The sequence below is a fragment of the Mesorhizobium sp. B2-5-11 genome (genome assembly GCF_006440835.1).
Lineage (GTDB): Bacteria > Pseudomonadota > Alphaproteobacteria > Rhizobiales > Rhizobiaceae > Mesorhizobium.
Window position 1 is genome coordinate 187,456 of sequence record NZ_VFUK01000009.1, and the last position, 21,442, is coordinate 208,897.

The 21,442-nt window shown below is 61.2% G+C and carries 16 protein-coding genes and 1 pseudogene; 12 read left to right on the forward strand and 5 right to left on the reverse strand.

Going from position 1 to position 21,442, the window contains the following annotated elements:
* Positions 1-27: 27 nt before the first annotated feature.
* The 4 genes from FJ490_RS25440 to FJ490_RS25460 form a co-directional block, all read right to left on the reverse strand.
* A complete protein-coding gene (locus FJ490_RS25440; RefSeq protein WP_140555434.1) occupies positions 28-1,353 on the reverse strand; it encodes an FAD-binding oxidoreductase in 1,326 nt (441 codons plus the stop codon).
* A 795-nt stretch (positions 1,354-2,148) separates the two neighbouring features.
* Positions 2,149-3,213 (reverse strand): cupin domain-containing protein, encoded by a 1,065-nt coding sequence (locus FJ490_RS25450; RefSeq protein WP_140499543.1) that lies wholly within the window; start codon positions 3,211-3,213, stop codon positions 2,149-2,151.
* 21 nt (positions 3,214-3,234) lie between these two features.
* Entirely contained in the window at positions 3,235-4,227 is a 993-nt protein-coding gene (gene pdxA / locus FJ490_RS25455; protein ID WP_140523343.1) for a 4-hydroxythreonine-4-phosphate dehydrogenase PdxA, read from the reverse strand.
* Positions 4,224-5,270 (reverse strand): four-carbon acid sugar kinase family protein, encoded by a 1,047-nt coding sequence (locus FJ490_RS25460; protein ID WP_140499539.1) that lies wholly within the window; start codon positions 5,268-5,270, stop codon positions 4,224-4,226. The genes pdxA and FJ490_RS25460 overlap by 4 nt, the downstream gene beginning before the upstream one ends.
* A gap of 73 nt (positions 5,271-5,343) precedes the next feature.
* Here FJ490_RS25460 and FJ490_RS25465 point away from each other — a divergent pair, with 73 nt between their 5' ends.
* The 8 genes and pseudogenes from FJ490_RS25465 to FJ490_RS25500 all read left to right on the forward strand — a co-directional run bounded on the left by FJ490_RS25465 (position 5,344) and on the right by FJ490_RS25500 (position 15,956).
* Complete coding sequence (locus tag FJ490_RS25465; protein ID WP_140499537.1) at positions 5,344-6,231, forward strand: LysR family transcriptional regulator; 888 nt, start codon at positions 5,344-5,346, stop codon at positions 6,229-6,231.
* A gap of 791 nt (positions 6,232-7,022) precedes the next feature.
* Positions 7,023-8,687, forward strand: a complete 1,665-nt coding sequence (locus FJ490_RS25470) for an ABC transporter ATP-binding protein (protein WP_140499535.1) — start codon at positions 7,023-7,025, stop codon at positions 8,685-8,687.
* 23 nt (positions 8,688-8,710) lie between these two features.
* Positions 8,711-10,381, forward strand: a complete 1,671-nt coding sequence (locus tag FJ490_RS25475) for a peptide ABC transporter substrate-binding protein (RefSeq protein WP_140499533.1) — start codon at positions 8,711-8,713, stop codon at positions 10,379-10,381.
* Between the two features lie 80 nt (positions 10,382-10,461).
* Positions 10,462-11,412 (forward strand): ABC transporter permease, encoded by a 951-nt coding sequence (locus tag FJ490_RS25480; RefSeq protein WP_140499531.1) that lies wholly within the window; start codon positions 10,462-10,464, stop codon positions 11,410-11,412.
* A 32-nt stretch (positions 11,413-11,444) separates the two neighbouring features.
* A complete protein-coding gene (locus FJ490_RS25485) occupies positions 11,445-12,323 on the forward strand; it encodes an ABC transporter permease (protein WP_140499530.1) in 879 nt (292 codons plus the stop codon).
* Positions 12,324-12,378: 55 nt separating this feature from the next.
* Positions 12,379-13,689 (forward strand): FAD-binding oxidoreductase, encoded by a 1,311-nt coding sequence (locus tag FJ490_RS25490; RefSeq protein WP_140499527.1) that lies wholly within the window; start codon positions 12,379-12,381, stop codon positions 13,687-13,689.
* A gap of 62 nt (positions 13,690-13,751) precedes the next feature.
* Positions 13,752-14,362 (forward strand): annotated as a pseudogene (locus FJ490_RS33285) (IS481 family transposase); the annotation flags it as partial.
* A 271-nt stretch (positions 14,363-14,633) separates the two neighbouring features.
* Positions 14,634-15,956, forward strand: coding sequence for an FAD-binding oxidoreductase (locus FJ490_RS25500; protein ID WP_140499813.1), 1,323 nt, complete (start codon positions 14,634-14,636; stop codon positions 15,954-15,956).
* Positions 15,957-16,394: 438 nt separating this feature from the next.
* Here the strand turns inward: FJ490_RS25500 and FJ490_RS25505 are convergent, their stop codons facing one another.
* On the reverse strand, positions 16,395-17,333 hold the full coding sequence (locus FJ490_RS25505) for an ornithine cyclodeaminase family protein (protein WP_140499525.1): 939 nt from the start codon (positions 17,331-17,333) through the stop codon (positions 16,395-16,397).
* Positions 17,334-17,465: 132 nt separating this feature from the next.
* Between FJ490_RS25505 and FJ490_RS25510 the strand changes: the two genes are divergently transcribed.
* From FJ490_RS25510 to FJ490_RS25525, 4 genes are read left to right on the forward strand one after another with little or no spacing between them, the layout of a single operon-like run.
* Positions 17,466-18,494 (forward strand): GNAT family N-acetyltransferase, encoded by a 1,029-nt coding sequence (locus FJ490_RS25510; protein ID WP_246672834.1) that lies wholly within the window; start codon positions 17,466-17,468, stop codon positions 18,492-18,494.
* A gap of 11 nt (positions 18,495-18,505) precedes the next feature.
* The gene (locus tag FJ490_RS25515) at positions 18,506-19,684 is read left to right on the forward strand and encodes an alanine racemase (protein WP_140499523.1); all 1,179 of its coding nucleotides are present in this window, start codon (positions 18,506-18,508) and stop codon (positions 19,682-19,684) included.
* 57 nt (positions 19,685-19,741) lie between these two features.
* Entirely contained in the window at positions 19,742-19,933 is a 192-nt protein-coding gene (locus tag FJ490_RS25520; protein ID WP_224646634.1) for a hypothetical protein, read from the forward strand.
* The gene (locus tag FJ490_RS25525; protein WP_140729078.1) at positions 19,930-21,384 is read left to right on the forward strand and encodes an aldehyde dehydrogenase family protein; all 1,455 of its coding nucleotides are present in this window, start codon (positions 19,930-19,932) and stop codon (positions 21,382-21,384) included. The genes FJ490_RS25520 and FJ490_RS25525 overlap by 4 nt, the downstream gene beginning before the upstream one ends.
* Positions 21,385-21,442: the final 58 nt, after the last annotated feature.

Sequence of the window (21,442 nt, forward strand, 5' to 3'; positions counted from 1 at the left end):
CCGATTGTTACCTGTAAGTTGATCTTCTCAGAATTCAGCGACCTTGCCCCACGCAGCGGTCTTCAGGCGTTCGGGCCTATAAGGACGCGGGTCGACAATAGGCTCGCTGCCTGTAATGATGTCGGCGATCATATGCCCCGCGCCGGGGCCAATGCCGAAGCCGTGACCACTGAATCCCGCCGCCAGGATGAAGCCCGGAATCCCCTCCACTTCACCGATCGCGGGAATGCCGTCGGGTGTACTGTCGATATAGCCCGCCCAGGCATCGGAGATTGCGACGCGCTGGAGTTCGGGGATCAATTCACAGGCTCTTCGATATGTCAGTCGAATCTGTCCCATGTCGGGCTTCGGGTCGAGAATCCGGTTCCGTTCCATTGGCGTAATATCGTCAAGGCCCCATTTGCGCAGGCTTTCATGGCCTTGGCGCCAGCCCTCGAAGGCGCCCGGGGCGAGATTGCGCCAGCGGCGGGCGAACATCGGGATAAACTCGCGGCTGAACCTGAACTGCTGCGGCGTTGGATCGACGCGAGCCCGCCCGCTGATAGCCAGCGTGTATCCACCGTTGCTGCGCCGCGTCAGCGAGACGCTCGCTGTATGCAGGGCATCGGGCAGGCCGCTTGCGCCTGGCGCCACGGCTAGAATGGATTGACGCACGGCAGCTTGCGGGAAGCGCATACCAAGCTGGTTGCAGAAGGAGGAAGCCCACGCGCCTCCGGACATGACCGCGGTCTTCGTACGGATGGTTCCCGCTTCCGTAACGACGCCACTGACCCTGCCAGCGCTCAACTCCAGCCCGCGCGCCGCGCAATGCTGATGGACGGTACCGCCGGCCGCCATGATACCGCGGGCGGCAACCGGCACTGCCTTGGACGGATCCGCCGTTCCGTCAGTCGGTGAGAAAACGCCGCCCTTCCACTTGCGTCCGGTCACCTTGCCCTTCTCGGTGGCTTCCTCCGCGCTCAGCACATGCGTCGTAACGCCCACTGTCCCGGCGAAGTCACGCCACTTCGCCCAGCCCGCCAGCTCATTTTCGTCTTGTGAGAGATAGAGGAGCCCGCACCGGCGAAATCCAGTGTTCTCGCCAGTCTCCTGTGCCACCTTCTCCCAGAGATCGAGGCTCTTGGTCGCCATCGGCAGCTCGCGCGCATCACGGTTCTGCTGGCGGCACCAGCCCCAGTTTCGACTGGACTGCTCGGCGGCCACCCGCCCTTTCTCGACCAGGGCGACGCTGAAGCCGCGGCGTGCGAGATAATACGCCGTGAACACGCCCACGACGCCGCCGCCGATCACGACGACGTCCGCCTCGCGGGGCAGGGAAGGGCTGCACTCGATGTGCATTAGCGGCGCGGGCATCTACGGGACTCCGGTTACTCTGAAGCATTCTAACCCGCGCCGAGAATAGACAGGCTGCGGAGTTGTGTGCCTGGACGGAATATCCTGCGGTTAGTGAGCCTTAGGACATGCAAATTATTGCGTGAAAAGCTCGCTGGCGTCCCACCTCACAGAGGGGAGGTAGGCTGAAGCCTCAAAGCCATCTCGTGTGAAGGGGCGTCGATTGCGTAAGCGGCCTATGGGGTCGAATCCCACGTGCCCGCATGGCAATCCGCGCCGTCGCTGGAGAAGACGTTGTCGCTGCGGCATTGCGGGGCCGGGCCAAGCAAGGCCTCGGCCGGTAGCGAAGCAGACGGCTTGATGTCGGCGTCGGCGAACAGTTGGACAAGGCCGGGCTTCGTCGGTTTGTCGCAAGCGGCTGCGCAGAACGAAAACCGCACGCCTGATCCGCTCTGGATCCGAAGCGCGGTGCCACATCCGATGACAACGCCCGCTTGCGGCCCGAGCACCAGCGGGCCGTCCCGGTCGCCGTGGGGATCAGCTCTCCTTCCACCACGACGATGGTTTCGATGTGGGGGAAGCTTGCGACTTCGAGCTCACCAATAAAGCTGGTTCGGCCCACGATCATCGAGTCCGGTCCTTCCCAGGCGATTTCGCGATGCCCCACCAAGGGGTCGTCCTTGCCGAACGCTGCCCTGCGGAAAGAGCTTGCAACGGGTGCGCCGTCGGCGCGATGCAGCACTATAGCCACGGTCATGATTGCTCTTGCGCCTTGCGTCATGATTTCACTGAAACCTAGCAGTCGGTTCCGTCGTGCTAAGCAGTCAACTGGGATCGCTCAGAGTGTGCGAGATCAGTTCCCGCGGGTGGGTAGCAGGGTAGAGCGGTTGACGTTGCCAGCAACACTTCACATCCTTCCTCGCCCAAGGCCACCGCACTGTGCTCAACGCCATATGGAACGACGATGAACTCTCCGGGTTCGATGATCTCTTCACGGTCACGAAATTTCATGAGCAGGCGTCCCCGGTGAACGAAGAACAGCTGATCGTCGTGCTGCCGAAATGACCAGTTAGAGCTTCCCTTGAACAGGGCGACCTGGATTTGCATGTTGTTGACATGCACCTCGACTTTAGGCTCCCAAGGCGCGTGCAGCCCGGCAAACTCAATTGACAAATTCTTCTTGTGAATTGGCGAAAGGTGCTTGTTCAGGGCAGCGACGTCGCGAATGATCGCGGTGAGTTGGCTTGGTAGGTCATTCCCATTGGCCGGGTACTTGCCATCCAAAGCCGCAGTCCCAATCGTAAAACCAGCTGCGCCTGCGCTTTGGACGACTGCGATTCGTTCAGGGGTGTCGATCGAACCTGCAATGTAGACAGGCTTGGTGACCGCAGCGCAGACAGCCTTCATCAACTCGGGCACGTTCTGCGCCGAACGGTATGCCAGCAGGTCCAGGCCATGCACTCCATCGCGCCCTGCAATCGTCTTGGCACTTTCGACAATTTCGTCGATGGCGCCTTCAAGCACGCTCGGATGACCGGCAATCCGACCCGGAAACGGGAAGTACTGGATGCCGGTGTCCCTGAGGATCGGCAGCACATCGTCGACCCGCGTGCCACCAAGAAGAACGTCAACGCCGATTGCGGCAGCTGCCTTTGCCGAAGCAATTTCGCTTTCGCGGTCCAGTGACACGACTTCCAGATAGGAAGTTGCACCGCCCGTCCTGATGGCTGCATTGAGGCCTTTCAGCTGCTCGATCGGCACGCCGATGTCTTTGAACCCGATGTGCCGCACGCCAAAGCTGAGCGCGGTTTGAAGTTGCTGCGACGCGTCCGGAACCGTGCGGTCATTGCGCGTAAGCATGAAGATAAAGCGTAACCCCATCGGTGGTGGTTCCTTTCGAATCTAGTTCGTTTTGGTTCGCGCCGCTACCAGCCGCTTGGCGTAGGCAAGCGCCGTTTCCAAGCTGGCCTGGTCTGCAATCCCCCGGCCCGCGATGTCGAAGGCCGTGCCATGATCTGGGCTGGTGCGGACGAACGGCAGGCCAAGCGTGATGTTCACGCCCTTTTCCAGCCCGAGATACTTCACAGGGATCAGCCCTTGATCGTGGTATTGTGCCACCACAACATCGAATCGGCCTTGACGTGCTTGCATGAAGACGGTGTCGCCCGGATAAGGGCCAGTGGCGTCGATGCCCTCGGCTCGGGCCGCGTCGATTGCAGGTTGTATGATCCGGATTTCCTCGTCCCCGAAGAGGCCGCCTTCACCTGCGTGCGGATTGAGACCTGCTACGGCGACACGCGGGATCGCGAAGCCGAGAGCTTTTCCACCGTCGTGGGCGAGCCGAATGGCGGATAGCTGAGCGTCGAAATCGCCCTGTTCGATCGCCTTGCTCAGCGACGTGTGGATCGTGACGAGCACCGTGCGGATGTCATCGTTCGCAAGCATCATCGCCACGCGCTTGGCGCAGCCGTAGTCGGCCAGAATTTCGGTATGGCCGGGGTAGCGGATTCCCGCGCTGGCCATCGCCTCTTTATTGATCGGGGCCGTGACGATGCCGCTCACTTGTCCGGACTTCGCTGCTGCGATCGCTGCAACGATGGCGTCGAAGGCCGCCTGCCCGGAGATCGCGCTGATACGCCCGATTGGTGGGGACCCGGTAATGCGGGTGGTTTCGATAACTTCAATTCGCCGCGGCTCGAATTGAGCTGCATCGGCAGCGTTGATGCGTCGCACCTCGATGTTCAACCCGAGCCGGCGTACAATATCCTGCATGACAACATAGCTGCCGAACACGACGACGCGTTCGCCGCCCTTCGCAAGCACCTTCGCCACGATCTCCGGTCCAATGCCGGAGGCGTCGCCCATCGTGAGAGCAAGCGGGGGAATGTTCTTCATTGGGTTGCTCCACGTATCCGCGCGACGGCGCGCGTCAGGGCGTCGTCACTGCCAAAGCCACCGGCCTTCATCGCGAACAGGAGCGAGCGCCCATCGCCAAGCCTGGCGAGACCAAGTGGGAATCCGGGATCGAGTTCTTGCAGGATCTCGAACTCACGGACGTTGAGAAGATCCAGGATCGCGTCCATCGTGTCGCCGCCGGTGGCGATCAAAGCGCCGAAGCGTGGGCTTTGAAGCTCTTGCGCTGCGTCTTGTGCGATACGGCGCAGCACCGCTGCCGAGTCCGCCTCGCGCGCCCTTGGTCCGCGCAGCAGCATCACGCCCCTGACCTCCTGGAGTTGGTCTGCCTGCTGATGACTGCGCAAATTTGCGCTCCCAATGACGACCAAGACATCGCTACTGATGCCATCGAGCAATGGCGGTGGGGTCTTCGCTTGCACAAAACGCCGCGATAGGGCTGCAGCCATTCCGGGAGAACCAACCCAAAGGACCGACTCTGGATCCTCGATGGAAGCAATCTGCGAATCGAGTTCTTCCTGCGTTTCTGCATCAAGCAGCCTGACATTCTTGATGCAGTTGGGGACCAGGTCGACTAGCGCGGAATGCCGCACGGGATGCACGGGGTCATGGCTATACGCACTTTCCGACACCGGGATGCCGTCAACGAACTGAATGCCCCTCACTGTCGTACGTCCGGCCTGGGGGAACGCCGGCGCGAAGAGCAGCGATTTGCGGCCGCTCGCCGCAAAACATGCTTCAAGCTCCTCCGTTATGTGGCCGCGTAGAGTGGAGTCCACCGTTTTATAGAGCACGGCACGGCTGGCAAGTCGTGCGGTCAATCGAGCGACCGCCTCGAACGCTTGCGACGAAGTAGCAGACCGCGAACCGCTATCGACTGCGATTACCGCTGCCGCTTGGTTCGGAAGCTGGCGTCTGCCGATCGATGCAGTCAAGCCGCGGGCGACGAAAGGTGCTGCGCCATCTGCCGCGCTGGTGAGGTCATCGGCGAGGACCGCTATGCTGGGTTGATGATGGGTGCGCATGCATCAATTAACAAAACGTCGCCAAGTATGAATAGCGATAGTTTCTGACGAAATCGGTGATAGATTGTCACTGATGGATCGCTCGGACATACCTTCGCTCGACGACCTGCGAGCGTTCGAAGCAACAGCGCGGCTGGGTTCGGTCCGGCTTGCAGCAGACTCGCTTGCGCTCACGCACGGCGCCGTGAGTCGCCGTATCACCAAACTCGCCCATGACATCGGGGTCAGGTTGTTTGAAAAGAATGGGCGAGGCCTGCGGCTCACCCCGGCTGGCGAGACACTCAACCTGACTCTCGGGAAGTTCTTCGGTGAGTTGGCCACCACAGTGCAAAGCCTGCGTACCGCCAATGCCGGGAAGAATGCCCTTGTGCTCTCCTGCGAGCCTTCAGTTGCCATGCGTTGGCTTATTCCGCGCCTGGCGGCGCTTCAAGTGGCGCATCCGAACATGGCCCTCCACCTCTCCGTGGGTGGTGGGCTTGTGGAATTTCGCAAGAAACAGGTCGATCTCGCTATTCGACGGCTGGACTTCGCTGTGCCCGAGACATGGAACGTCCGGACCCTTTTCCCCGAAACGGTTGGGCCCGTTATGAGGCCGGAAGTGGTGCCAGCGTTCGAACGTGGCGACTATCTCGCTCTCGGGTCGAAGACTCGACCTGACGCGTGGGCGCAATGGCTGAAGACCCATCCGTCGGCGCGTCGACCCACAGAAATGCGATACTACGACAATCACGCGCTGATCGTCGAGGCAGCGTCCGCAGGCTTGGGTGTAGCCCTCAGTCCGCTCGTACTCGCGGTTGACGATGTGGAACGAGGAAGCCTGGCGGCGCCTGCTGGCTTTGACCCCGACGGCAGTCAATATGGGTTGATATGGTTGGGGTCGAGTGAACTGCAAGGTGTGGAGTTTGAACTCGCAGAGTGGCTCCAAGCGCAGTTCAGCGGCCTGAGCCCCCAGCACCTTTGAAAGAGCGCCCTGCGAGCTTCGCCTAGCTGAATGTGGTCGACCGGCATCGAAAAGCAGCAACCGAGCATTGATAGGCCGGGTAGAGTTTCTCGATGAGCGGCACAGTTTGCCGTGCTTGGTTCCGCACTACCATTTTACAGGCATCCTGATGAGGCATCGCATGGGCGCATCACGGGCTTCGTACAGGTGACGCCGGTTACTACCTACCTTCAACGCCTGGATGGGTGCCAATCCATTTCAAATGCGGAAAATCCCGGCGCGGCGGATCGTGCAAATTCCTGTGACAAGGAATGCCGTGCCCGCCTTGGACAGGTCGGCACGGCGGCTGGCCTCATTGCTCATTCATTTTTGGGGCAATCACTCTCAGACTCTCACCTATCCCACGCTATCATCATCAGGCCAAACAGAGTGAAATGCCAATTCGGACGCTCTTTTCAGAAGTTCGTGCTGCTCGCGGGCCAAGTTTCGATGACTCTGCGGAAACAGAACAGTCAAACTGGCTGAAAGAACGGAGCCAACCTCTTTATGGCGGGCAGGCTCCAGAGGACATCCGATAAGGCACAGTTTGCCCCATCGGTGAGTTCTCCAAGAAAAGGGAACACAGTTCGGTACACGGCCGGATTTTCATAAGGGAGTGGCCTGGATGAGCAGAACCCGTCTCTCGCGGCCTCAGCGTGCGAAGCGTCGAGATGCCCAGGCTACGGCTGTTGCGGTGAGGCGCTTCTGCTCAAAGGGCGATGATGCGGTCCGCAACAGCGTGGACCCGCTCGGTTGAAGGGGATCTGATCCAGATGGTCGCAAGCATCCAGGCTGTTGCCCCCCATGACATAGCGCTTTCGGTGCGCGATCTGACCGTAAGCCTGCCGGCCGGGATGGAGCGGGTCCATGCGGTCGAGAATATCTCGTTCGATCTGAAACGCGGCCAGATCCTCTGCATCATAGGCGAGTCCGGATCAGGCAAGTCGGTCACGGCGAACGCGATCATGGGGCTCCTGCCCAAGGTGATCCGCCTCTCATCGGGTTCAATACAGTTGGAGGGGATGAACATCATCGGCATGTCGCCCGACAAGCTGCGCAACCTGCGTGGTCGGGTCGTGTCGATGATCTTTCAGGATCCGCTCTCGGCGCTCAATCCCCTGATGACCGTGGGCGCGCAGATTGACGAGGTCATGGCCGCGCATGGATACGGCACGCCAAAAACCTGCCGCGACCGCGCCATCGAGCTGCTCACTGAAGTGGGCCTGCCTGACCCCGAACTCATGTATCATCAGTACCCTTTCCGGCTTTCGGGCGGGCAGCGACAGCGCGTCATGATCGCCATGGCCTTGGCGCTCGAGCCGACGGTGCTGATCGCCGATGAGCCAACCACTGCGCTCGACGTGACCACCCAGGCACAGATTCTGGAGTTGATCCGCGACATTCAGCGCCGCAAGGGCATGAGCGTGATGTTCATCACCCACGATTTTGGCGTGGTGGCGGAGATCGCCGACAGCGTCGTGGTGATGGAAAAAGGTCACATCGTCGAGCAGGGCAGCGCCGAGCAGGTGCTGAAGTCGCCCAAGCATCCCTATACGCAGCGCCTGATCGCGGCCGTACCGCATCTGACCGGCGAAGATCGCCCTCGTGCGGAAGCCGCCAGCAAGGAGCCGATCCTGAAAGTCGAAGGTCTGGTGAAGACCTATCGTGGCGGCAGCGCGCTATTCGGAGCGCAGCGGATTGTGATGGCGGTGAACGAGGTTTCGTTCGAACTGGCGCAAGGCCGCACCCTGGGCGTCGTAGGCGAGAGCGGTTCAGGAAAATCCTCGCTGGGCCGGCTTCTGATCAAATTGCTGGACAGCGACGGCGGCGAGATTTTGTTCGAGGGATCTGACATCGCCAAGCTTTCCGAAGCGAAGTTCCGCCCACTTCGACCGCGGATCCAGATGATCTTCCAGGATCCCTTCGCGTCTCTGAACCCACGCTCAACGGTCGGCCATATCATCACGGTCGGTCCGGTGGCACACGGAATGCCTTACGCCCAAGCGCGCGAGGAAGCGCGGGCGCTCCTGGCCCATGTCGGTCTCGATGTCGGCGCCTTCGGCCGCTATCCGCACGAGTTCTCGGGTGGGCAACGCCAGCGCATAGGCATCGCGCGCGCGCTGATGTTCAAACCGAAGCTGCTCATTGCCGATGAGGCGGTTTCCGCGCTCGACGTGTCGATCCAGGCGCAGATCCTGCAGCTTCTGGACCAGATCCAGCGCGAGACTGGCGTATCGATGGTCTTCATCACGCACGACCTGCGAGTCGCCAGCCAAATCTGCGATGAAATCGCCGTGATGCAGAAGGGCCGGATCGTCGAGCGCGGACCGCCCTCGCAGATATTCCTGAACCCGCAAGCAGCCTACACGCGCCAACTCGTGGCGGCGATTCCGGGGGAGCGGCCAGGCAATGCCCGTCCCATTGCAGCAAACGCATGAAAAATAACAAGAGAGGAACTACGATGACCAAAAATGCAACGACTACATCCAACTATTCGAGACGCCAGGCACTCCGACTGATGGCGCTAGGGGGGGCTGCAGGCTTGATCGCGCCCAATCTTCTGGGCAAGTCCGCTTTCGCCAAGACCCCTGCCACGGGCCCGGCCGGTCGCGTCGTCGTCGGCCTCTCACAAGAGCCGACGGTGTTCAATCCGCTGATGGCGCATATCGAAGTCGATGACGCGGTCCATTTCTCGGTTTTCGATGCGTTGGTCAGGATGGATGCCGAAGGTGTCCTTCAGCCGAACCTCGCGGCCGAGGTGCCAAGCCAGAAGAACGGCGGCATTTCGGAGGATGGTCTCAACTGGCGCATCCGGTTACGTGACAATGTTCGCTGGCACGACGGCGAGCCCTTCACGGCCGAGGACGTGAAATTCACCCTTGAGCTCATCACCAACCCGAAATTTCGCGCTTGGCGTACAAGCGGCCATTCGCTCGTGCAGGACATTACGGTGGTTTCGCCCACCGAGATCACCTGGCGGATGAAGGAGGCTTTTGCGCCCTATCTGTCGTTCCTGGCCGAAACCTTCATAGTGCCCAAGCACATCCTGGGGAAAGAGGGCGATCCGAATACAGCGGCGTTCAACCAGGCGCCGATCGGCACCGGCGCTTTCAAGTGGAGCCAACGGGTAGCCGGCGACCATATCGAGCTCGTCGCCAACCCCGAGTATGCCGGCGAGGGCCCCTATGTCGAGCAGCTCATCTTCAAATACATCCCCGATATGACGGTGCTCTACACGCAGTTCAAGAGCGGCGACGTCGACCTGGTCGATCAATCCTACATTACCGCCGACCATTATGCTGAAGCCCGCGAATTGCCAGACCGCGTGGTGACACTGGAGACCGGCGCATCCGTGGAGTCGATCTACCTCAATCTGGGGCGCCCGCAGTTCAAGGACCTGGCAGTGCGCCAGGCGCTTTACGCCGCAATGGACAGGAAAGCGATCGTTGACACGATCTATTACGGCGTGGGCACTCTCACCGAGACCTTCATGCCGAAGGAGTCCTACTACTACAATCCGAACCTGCCCGCGCAGGAATTCAATATGGACCGCGCGCGACAAATTCTGGATGAGGCCGGCTGGGCGCCAGGCCCGGATGGAATTCGCGCCAAGGATGGAGTGCGACTGTCCTTTGCCAATTCGACGACGTCAGGCAACAATCTTCGCGAGCAGACGCAGCAGTTCCTGCAGCAGACGTTTGCCGAGATCGGCGTCGAGATGACGATCTCGAACTTGCCGGCTGCGGTCATGTGGGGCGAATTCTGGCTGAAGTCGCAGTTCGACACCGCCATGGTGGGCGTTACCTATCTGATTGCCGCGGACCCCGACGCCACAAACCGCCTCCATACGAAGGCAATCGCTGCTCAAGGCGGGCACGGTTCGAACACCGGGCAGTATTCCAACCCCGAAGTCGATGCCCTGCTTGAAAAGGGTGCTCGCAGCTTCGATCAGGAAGAGCGGCACGGGATCTATAACCGCGTGCAGGAAGTGGTGCGTCACGATCTGCCCTTCCTGCCGCTGTTAGCGATCACCAACGTGCTCGGACGCAAGGCAGGGTTGGACGGTTTCAAGCCCAATGCCAACACGCGCACCGCGTCGTGGCATGCCGCAGACTGGCGCTGGAAGGCCTGATCCATCCTATTGCCGTCGCCGGATTTCACTGCGGCGACGGCAACAGCCTAAAATCGCCAACCCACAACGGAGGACTCAGAATGCGCGGCTTCCTGCTCAATCGCCTCTCGCAGAGCCTGGTGCTGCTTGTGATCGTTTCGATCATCGGCTTCGGCATTCTGAACCTCCTCCCGGGCGGCCCACTGGCGCAATTCGGGCTCGATCCCGGAATGACCCAGCAGGATATCGAGCGGCTGAAGGGATTGCTTGGCCTCGATCGGCCTATATGGATCCAATACCTGGACTGGGCATGGCGGCTGCTGCAGGGCGACTGGGGACACTCCTTCCGCGACGGAGCGCCGGTATTGCAGATCATTGGCAGCCACGTGTTCGCCACGCTGCTGCTGATGGGATCTTCAACCGTGATTGCGATCTCCATTGGCGCCTGGATTGGAATTCGGGGCGCCACACGCCGCTACTCGCTATTCGACTATCTAGCGACTGTCGGTGCCATGATCGCTTTGTCGGTCCCTACCTTCTGGTTCGGACTCGTCGGCATCTACATCTTTTCCCTGAAGCTGGGCTGGCTGCCCGCGGGCAATATGTCCGAGATCGGAGATGCCTCGATCCTGGGATATCTCCACCATTTGATCCTGCCAAGTATCGTGCTGTCGCTGGTCCATGTCGCGATCTGGAGCCGCTACATGCGGACGGCGACCCTCGACGCCATCAGCCAGGACTTCGTCAAGACGGCTCGGGCCAAGGGATTGAGCGAACGGCGGATTCTGATGAGGCATGTCGTCGGCAACGCACTCTTGCCGATGATTACCTTGGCCGGGATGCAGCTTCCCAGTGTTCTCACCGGCGCTCTGGTGACCGAAACCGTCTTTACCTGGCCGGGAATGGGACGGTTGTTCCTGGATAGCCTTGGCTATAGCGACTATCCGGTTGTGATGGGGCTTTTGATGTTCTCGGCCATCCTCGTTCTGCTTGGAAACCTAATCGCCGACATTGTCGTCGCTATTGTCGATCCACGTATTCGCCTGGCTTGAGCGCGCAACTTCCCCGACAGGAGACAGCCGATATGACCGCTCTCACCGCAAATGCAGCTCCAAGCCGATGGACAAACAACCGCGCGGCGCTTCGTTTCATGAGACACCGCCTGGCGCTGCTCGGGTTGGCGATGATCATTTTCCTCGTGCTTGCTTGCGTGCTCGGCCCCCATCTACTGCCTTATGACTCACTGTATATCGATCTGCGGGCCCGCTTTGCCCCACCGCTGACGGGCCACCACTTTCTGGGCACTGATCCGCTTGGCCGCGACCTTGCGGCAAGATTGTTGATGGCGGGACGAATCTCGCTGCTGGTGGGTTTCTTCGCCATGGTGTTGTCGACCCTCGTCGGCACGCTTGTCGGCGTGATCGCCGGCTATCGCGGCGGCTGGATCGGGGCGACGCTGATGCGCACGGTCGATGGCTTCCTGTCGTTCCCTTCGATCTTTCTGCTCCTGGCGCTGGCTGCGGCACTGAAGCCCAGCCCTGTGATGATCACCGTCATCATCGCCCTCACCAGTTGGATGGAGGTTGCCCGTATCGTGGAAGCGGAAGTCCGCTCGTTGCGGGAACGCGAGTTCGTCCTGGCCGGGCGCATGCTGGGATTGAGCGGCACCCACATCATGTTCCGCGAGATACTGCCCAACGCCATGGGACCCATTATCGTTGCTTCCACCCTGACGGTCGCGCGCGCCATTCTGATGGAAGCCTACATCAGCTTCCTGGGCTACGGAATTCAGCCGCCATTGCCCAGCTGGGGCAACATGCTCAACGGCGCCCAGCAATATCTGGGCAGCGCACCTTGGCTGGCCATCATTCCCGGAGCTGCAATCACCATCGCGGTGACCAGTTTCAATTTCATTGGTGACGGACTGCGTGACGCGCTGGACGTCCGGGACGACCATATTTGAAGTGCCGCGAGCGGCCGCTTTCTTAATCCCTGGAACATCAAGAGAAGTCAGTCACGTGCAAGAGCCCAAAGTCGCCGAAAAGAACACGCCCTACTGGTGGGAAGCGGCGCCCGTCATGCCGCTGCCGCGGCAGCCGCTGGCAAAGAAGCTCGATGTGGTGATTGTCGGCGCCGGCTATGCCGGGCTTTCGGCTGGGCTTGTGCTGGCGCGCGAGGGGCGCTCGGTCGCCGCTTTCGATGCGATGCATCCGGGCGAGGGTGCTTCCACGCGCAACGGCGGGATTACGAGCGGCAGCATCCGGCCGGACCATGCCACGATCACCCGGCGCTTCGGTGAAGAGAAGGCCATGGCGATCGAGGCCGAGGGCAAGATCGCGCGCGAATTCCTCTACGACTTCATCAAGACCGAAGGGCTCGACTGCGACTTCCGGCTGGTTGGCCAGTTCAAAGGCGCTTTCGGGTATCAACAGTATGAGATAATGGCGCGTGGCGCCGAGACACTGGCGAAGAAACTGGGGATCCAGTCCTACGCCGTTCCGCATGCCGAGCAGCGAAATTATATCGGCACCGATTTCTACCGCGGTGGAACCGTCCGGATGGACATTGGCGCGCTGCATCCCGCAAAATTCCACGCTGAACTCCTGCGGGTGGCGCTCGGATCCGGGTTGACGGTCCATTCGCATACAGCGGTCAAATCGATCGAGAGGAATGGTTCGGGGTTCCGCGTCACGACACCGGCAGGGACGGTGGATGCACGGCAGGTTCTGGTCTGCACCAATGGCTATACCGACGGCGCCGCTCCGTTCCTGCGTCGCCGCTTGGTTCCGGTCCGCAGCCGGATCATCGTGACCGAGGAACTTGCGCCCGATGTCATGGCGCAACTGATGCCGAAGCTGATGACGATCACCGAAAACCGGCAACTCGGTTTTTATTATCGTCCCTCGCCCGACGGGAAACGCATTCTGCTGGGCGGGCGCGACAGTTCTCGCGTCGGCGATCCGGTGGCGCCGAAACTTCTGCTACGCAAGGGCTTGGTGAACCTTTTCCCGGAATTGGAAAACGTCCGCCTTTCGCATTGCTGGTTCGGCAACGTGGCGATGAACCGCGATATGCTGCCCCGCATCTTCGAGAAGGAAGGTGTGGTCTATGCCACCGGCTTCTGCGGTTCGGGCGTGGTCTGGGCGCCATGGATCGGCATGCGTGCGGCCCACAAGCTGATGAGGCATGGCGAGCAGTCCCGCACGGCGTTCGACTTTCGACCGCCTTCGGCCATCCCGCTCTATCGCGGCGATCCGTGGTTCATGCCTGCGATTATCCAGGGCTACCGGTTGCAGGACCGTATCGCCTTCTGGCGCGCCAGCCGCTGACGGCCAAAGGTGACGGCCTTTTTTGACTATTCGTCGCTGCGGCCCGGCTGGAGGCACCGCGGAGCTTGAGGGCGCTGGCGAAGCGCTATGGAATCAACCAGAAGACCGTCGCGAAGTTGCAGAGTCGAATCTGTGTCCTCGATCTGCCGATTGGGCCGAAGGAGGCGCGGTCGACCCTGCTCACGGTCGATGAAGAGGCCGTCATCGTCGCCTTTTGACGCTATACGCTGCTGCCGCAGGATGACTGCTTCTATGCGTTGCAGCCGACGATCCCGCATCAGGGCAAGCAGCACAAGTTCGTCGCCATCTATCGTACCTCGAAGGGCGCCTTCATGGAATTGCATGAGAAGGCCACCACTGTCGTCTCCCGAGAGTTCCTGCTCCGGCTGATCGCGGCCGTTCCCCATAAGATCCACACAGTGCTCACCGACGATGGAATCAGTTCACCACACCTAATGCCGGAGGCTCGGCCGTGCCGCAGATCAATGAGGCTATCGCCAACGGCGAACGCTTCTGGGCGCACGCCTTCGAATATGCCTGCGCCACGAACGACATCGAGCACCGTACGACTAAGGCCAAGCATTGGACCAATGGACAGGTCGAGAGGATGTACCGCACGATTAAGGACGCCACGGTCAAACGCGTCTACTAGGGAAGTCACGATCAGCTCAGGTAACACCTCGGACTTCTTCGCCGACTACAACTTCGCACGCAGGCTCAAGACCCTCAAGCGCGTTCCAACGGACTCGCGAAGCGGTTACGCCGCCCTGCGCCGAACTGGAACTCGGTCGGGCTTGAGCAGATCGTATCGGTCAAGGGATCAAGAAACCGCACATCTGGCGAAGTCCTAGATGATTTCGGCACATTCTTTCGAGCGCACGATGCGATGAAGGGCTGATCGGAACTTTGCTTCCGCATTCATGGCAGCCGAGGTTGGTTGGAACATGTCGCCCCGAGTCGAGCGCATTCACAGCGATGAGCGTCTCCCGGCCGAAGTCGACGTCGTCATCGTCGGCGGCGGCATCCTCGGCTCTACGGCCGCCTATTTCCTGGCGAAGCGTGGCCTCTCTGTGGCTCTGCTAGAGAAGGGCCACGTCGCCTGTGAACAATCGAGCCGAAACTGGGGTTGGTGCCGTCAGCAGAACCGCGATCGGCGCGAACTGCCGCTCTCGGTGATCTCCATGCGACTGTGGGACGAGCTGACGCGCGATATCAATCGGGACCTTGGATTTCGACGCTGCGGTCTCGTCTATGCGACTCACGACGAGGCTGTGCTCGCCGGCTGGGAAAGGTGGCGCGAGGTCGCCAGGGAGTACGAGGTCGACACCCGCATGCTGAGCCGGGCGGAGGTGGCCGAGCGCGTCCCCGAAGCACGCGACAAATGGGTCGGCGGGACCTATTCAGACCGGGATGGTAAGGCAGAACCTGCGCTCGCCGCGCCGGCTATCGCCGAAGGGGCCAGAGCTCTGGGCGCCACCATCCACCAGGAATGCGCCGCGCGGGCGCTCGACTTGGCCAATGGCAAGATTGCGGGCGTGCACACGGAGAAGGGCTACATCAGAACCGGCGCGGTGCTGTGCGCCGCTGGCGCCTGGTCCTCGCGCTTCCTTAGGCCGCTCGGGATCAGTTTCCCCCAAGCAAGCATCCGGCAGACCGCGCTGCGTTCCACCCCGACAATCAACATAGGCGAGGCGGTCTCCACACCCTACTGCACGATCACGCGCCGACTGGACGGCAGCTATACGCTTGCGATCAGCGGCAAGGCGAACCTCGAAATCACGCCCCAAGCTATCCGGTATAGTCGGGAATTCATGCCGCAATTCTTGCGTCGCCTAAAGAACGTCAGGCTCGGCATCGGCCAATCGTTCCTTTCGGGGCCGGATTCAATGCCGGCGCTGCTGACCAGCGACGATCGGATCTTCGAACAGAATCGGGTGCTGGATCCTCCACCCTTAAAATGGCTGGTAAGCCAAGTGGTGGAGAGTGTCCGGAAGACCTTCCCCCAACTCGGCGACATAGAGATCGATAGTGCCTGGGGCGGCTTCGTCGATTGCACGCCGGACGCAGTGCCTGTGGTGTCGCAGGTGGACGCGGTGAAAGGTCTCGTCCTCGCGGCGGGCTGCTCGGGCCACGGCTTCGGTTTGGGCCCGGGGCTTGGCTATCTGGCCGCAGAGCTGGTCGTAAACGACACGCCTTGCGTCGATCCTACACCGTTCCGCCTGTCGCGTCTGGTCGACGGCTCGAAGCTGGACATCGCCGCTATCTGAAGATCAGTGGGAAGTCAGGCCTGACGCGCACCAACAAGCGCCGCTATGGCCTGCAGGACAAGATCGCCTGGTGGCGGGCCCAACGCTGACGGCTAAAGCTGGCGGCCCATTGACCATGCGGCGCTGCGGCCCGGCTGAATGATCGCGTCTCCAACGAAGACCATCACATGCACTACATCTCCACACGCGGCCATTGGTTGGGACTAGCCTCAAGGGGGCGATCTACGGCACGAACGTCCATGGCAGAATTCTGATGGCGACGATGACGCTGGTTTCTCACTCAGGCTATCGAATCTGGGACTTGGTTGCCATTCGGTCGTTGGCGGTGGACCGGAGTCTTGAGCTCCATGCGGCGCCATGAACCACGGCTCGGCTGTAAAGGTCTTTTCCAGTGCAGCGGAAAAATTCGTCGGCTGGGATCTGCCGGTGTGAAGGCGGTCAGTGGTGGGACGCTTTCGCGCGGATCAGCGCGTTGGCCATGTAGAGATCCTGGAGAGAGATACCGGAACTGTCGAAGACAGTGATTTCATAGTCGAAGCGGCGTCCGGGGGCACGCCTTTCAATGACGTCGCCGATTGGTGTTATCGCATGCACGCCGGCATCGATCTCGTCGAGCACGTGTTGGAACTCGCCGATCTGGACGGACTGGGAAAGCAGATCACAAAAGAGACGTGCTCTGGGAAATAGTTCTCTCGGCAATTCGCACTTGCCCGGAGCATCCGACCCCATGCTGACGATATGGGTTCCGGGTCCCACCCAAGCGGAATCGAACAGGGCTTCGCGTGAGGGTGTCACTGTGACCACGATGTCGGCTGCGCGGACGGCTTCTTCGGGCAAGGCAGCGCGCGCGTCCAGGCCCCTTCTCGCGATCTGATCGAGAAGAGCGTCGCGCCGTGGTGAAGGCCGGGCGACGACCAGCACGGTTTCGATTGGGCGGATGCGTGCCAGCGCCATCACTTCGAAGCCCGCCTGATTGCCGGCGCCGAATATCGCCAGGACCTTGGCTTGCTTGCGCGCAAGGAAATCGGCAGCAACCGCGTCGGCTGCGGCCGTCCTGTAGGCGTTGACCTTCCCAGCCTCGATAACGGCGCGGAGCCGACCTGAATGCTGATCGAGCAGCACGATTGTGGAGTTGTGGCGGGGAAGGCCACGTGCCGGGTTGCCCGACCAGAAGGAGCCAATTTTCACCCCGGTTAGGTCATCCGACGAACCGGATTTGATTGAGAAGGTATTGGTTGCCTCCTGTGTGCGCCCGAGAACAGCGGGAAAGATCCAGCTCCGCCGCGACGCTGCTGCCACGAAAGCCTCCCGCGCCGCCTCGAAAGCAAGCTCATGCGTGACAAGGGCGGCCGATTCCTCCTCGCTGATGTAGATCATCCAAAGTTCCCCATGTGCGTCAGTCGTTTATCGCTGGTTGCAGCTACGGCGTTACCGAGGCTGAAATCGCACCCCACGGCGAACGATGCGGACCTCAGCCGATCGCAGGGCAACCAGGCGGAGCGATTCTAGGTGCCCGATAGTCCTCGCCTGATTTGCGCAATTTGGGATGCCGAGGAACTGCTTAAAACGAACAATCCCGCTGAATTGAAAGCGCAAAACAGCAGCGAAATCTGTCCGCCGGACGCCACTCTAAGGTGCGACTTCAATCCTGGATCGAATGACAGCGTTGCACTTATGGCAATTGAGCATGGCACAGACATCGTCAGCAACCAGATGGAGCTGATGAAATTGGAGCCCCGCCATTTGCCGGGCGCGTTGAAGCTGTCGCAGGAGATGGGCTGGCCCTATCGCCTGGAGGATTGGGAATTTGCCGCAATGGTTGGAAATGGTCTGGTCCTGGAGCGGGGAGGACACGTGATCGGCACGGCCATGTCCTGGAGCTACGGACCGACCTATGCTTCCGCCGGAATGATCATCGTCACCGGCTCCGCGCAAGGCGGCGGCAACGGCTCCCGGCTCTTTGATGGATTGCTTGCGGCTACACAGGGGCGCCACGTGCTGCTCAATTCGACCGAAGAGGGGCTCGCGCTCTATAAACGGCGTGGCTTCACTGCCTGGGGCACTGTACTTCAGCACCAGGGCCCGCTGACTGTTGCCGTGACGCAGACGACCCCTGACATCCGTCAGGCGACGGTCTTAGACCTCGCGGCAATCCAGGCCTTCGACGAACGGGCCACCGGCATGCCCCGGACGGCGATGGTGGCTGCGCTCGCCGATGCGGGCAAGGTCGTCGTTATCGAGCGCGCGGGGCGGGTTGCCGGCTACGCCATCGCCAGGAAGTTCGGGCGCGGCTATGTTGTCGGCCCCTGTGCGGCCGAAAGCGTGGAGGACGCGCGGCTTCTGATCCTGGCCCACCTTTCGAAGCTTCGCGATCAATTCGTTCGCATCGACGTCTATGCCGAGGATGGATTGGGCGACTGGCTTGAGAGCCTCGGCCTCAAGCGGACCGGCAGTGCCACCGCTATGGTCAAAGGGCAACGACCCGTTTCTGACGGGCTGGCCCACATGTACGCATTGGCAAACCAGTCGTTCATTTAGGAAACAAGGTCATGGACAATAGGGCGGCAAATCTATCAGGGAGCGCGACGGCGAAGAGTATCGACGCCCTTGTGACGCCGACCCTGCTGCTGGACCGCGGACGGCTCGGACGCAACATTCAACGCCTCGCTGAACGCGCCAAGAAGCTCGGCGTGGTGCTGCGTCCGCACATGAAGACGGCCAAGAGCATCGACGTCGCTTGCGACGTGTTTCCACAGGGACCCGGTCCCATCACGGTCTCGACCGTCGCCGAGGCGGCGTATTTCGCGGACCACGGCTTTCGCGACATCACCTATGCCGTCGGCATCTCGCCGGCTTCGGCAAGGCGCGCCATGGAGCTTTGTCGCCGTACCGGCGCCGATGTGAAGCTGCTTCTCGATTGCGTGGACCAGGCCGACGCCCTGGCCCGAGTGCGCGAAGCCACCGGCATGACGCCCTCGGTCCTCATCGAACTGGACTGCGACTACCATCGCGGTGGCTTGAGGCAGGACGACCCAAGATTGCTCGACGTGGCCAACAGGGTTGTCGCTGCCGGTGCCAAGCTCGTCGGCGTTCTCGCTCACGCGGGCGAATCCTACGGCTTGAACACACCCAATGCGCTGGTCAAGGCAGCGGAGAACGAGCGTTCAGCCGCCGTGCGCGCCGCTGAAATCCTGCGCGCTTATGGCCACGCCTGTCCGGTCGTCAGCGTCGGCTCGACGCCGACAGCGCATTTCGCCCAGAACCTGGAGGGTGTCACGGAGCTGCGCGCCGGCGTCTACATGTTCTTCGATCTCGTCCAGCATGGGGTTGGCGTCTGCGACCGCGACGATCTCGCAATTTCCGTTTTAGCCACCGTTATCGGCTCCAAGCCGGAAAATGGATGGGTGCTGGTTGACGCTGGGTGGATGGCGCTATCGCGCGACCGGGGAACCGCAAACCAGCAGATCGACCAGGGTTACGGCGTGGTCTGCGACGAAAAGGGGCGCGTGCTTGAAGATGTGATTGTGGCCCAGGCCAGCCAGGAACACGGTATCCTCTCCATTCGTGCCGGTTCCGGGAAATCCATGCCCGAACTGCCGCTCGGGTCTCGGGTCCGGATCCTGCCCAACCATGCGTGCGCGATGGCTGCCCAGCATGACTTCTACAGCGTCGTCAACGGGGACAGCCCCAAGATTGAAACGCGTTGGGAGCGGATGCGCGGCTGGTAGACGCGCGAACACACGCCTCGGACGAGCCCACTCTAATCAGCACTGGCGGTCAAGAAAATGAAATTTGCCTCTTACTGGTTGGATAAGTCGACGCTGATAGGCAGCACCATGACTGATGTCATGGATGGGCGCCCCGACCTGAACCTCTGGAAGGATTTCGAATGGCCAGCGATACCCGGCTATTTCGGGCGCCCCTGGTTCCTGCCGGTTCTGGGTGCCTATTCCCGTATTAAGGATCTTGTCGCGTGATCCCGCCCCTCGAACATCTGTCGCGCAACGGCCACCTGGACAAGTTCTTCATCGACGGTCGATGGGCCGAGCCACGCGGCACCGCCAAGGGCTTGGTGGTGAACCCCTCCACCGAAGAGGTTGTGGCTCGGTTTCCGCTCGGAAACAGCTTGGACGTGGATGCGGCCGTTGCAACGGCCCGCCGGGCATTCGCCGCCTGGAGCCGGACCACGCCGGAATATCGTGCCGGTCTGCTCGACCGCCTGCAGGCGCTGGTCGAGGCGCGCAGTGAACTGCTTGCGCAATGCCTCACCCTCGAAATGGGCGCGGCGATTGGATATGCGCGCACCGCCCAGGTGCCGCTGGCGATCGCGCATATCAAGGTCGCTCGCGATGTGGTGACAGCCTTTCCCTTCGTCAAGCAGCGGGGCCAAACCGCCGTCACCCACGAACCGATCGGTGTCTGCGCCTTGATCACGCCATGGAATTGGCCCCTTTACCAGATCACCGCCAAGGTTTCGCCCGCGCTCGCGGCAGGCTGCACGGTCGTGTTGAAGCCGAGCGAGCTTTCTCCCCTGGACGCTCTGCTGTTCGCCGAGGCGATCGAGGAAGCCGGCTTCCCTGCCGGCGTTTTCAACCTCGTGCAGGGTAATGGTCCGGGCGTAGGTGCTTGTCTCGCCTCCCATCCCGATGTCGACATGATCTCCATTACCGGGTCCACCCGCGCGGGCATTGCGGTGGCCCAGGCGGCAGCGCCGACGGTCAAGCGTGTCGCGCAGGAGCTCGGCGGCAAGTCGCCCAACGTGATCCTGCCGGACGCCGATCTCGACCGCGCCGTTTCCCTGGGCATAGCCGCCGCCTTCCGCAATCTCGGCCAGTCATGCAGCGCTCCGACACGCATGATCGTGCCACGTCCGCTGCTCACCGAGATTGAGGCAATCGCCAAGAGGGTCGCGGCCCAGATCGTCATTGGCGATCCTCTTTGCGAAGCCACCACTCACGGTGCGATCGCCAATCGTGCCCAATTCGACCGCATCCAAACCATGATCGGCGTCGGCATATCGGAAGGCGCCAAGGTCGTCATCGGCGGACCTGGTCGTGCACACGATCTGAACGTCGGCCTCTATGTGAAGCCGACGATCTTTTCGGCCGTGCGCACTAACATGCGCATTGCACAGGAAGAGGTTTTCGGTCCAGTTCTCTGCATCATCCCCTACGACACAGTTGATGAGGCCGTCAGCATTGCCAATGACACGGTCTATGGTCTGGGAGCCCATGTGCAGGGCAATGATATGGACGCCGTCAGAGACGTCGCATCGCGCATTCGCTCCGGTCAGGTGCATCTCAACTACCCGGCCTGGGATCCGCACGCGCCGTTTGGCGGTTTCAAGCAGTCCGGAAACGGACGCGAATATGGGATCGAGGGCATGCTGGAATATCTGGAGGTCAAATCCATCCTCGGCTATTTCTAGGCGATCTTTGCCCGGCGCAGAGGCGCGCCGTCGGAGCCATTCATGCCAAGAGTACAAG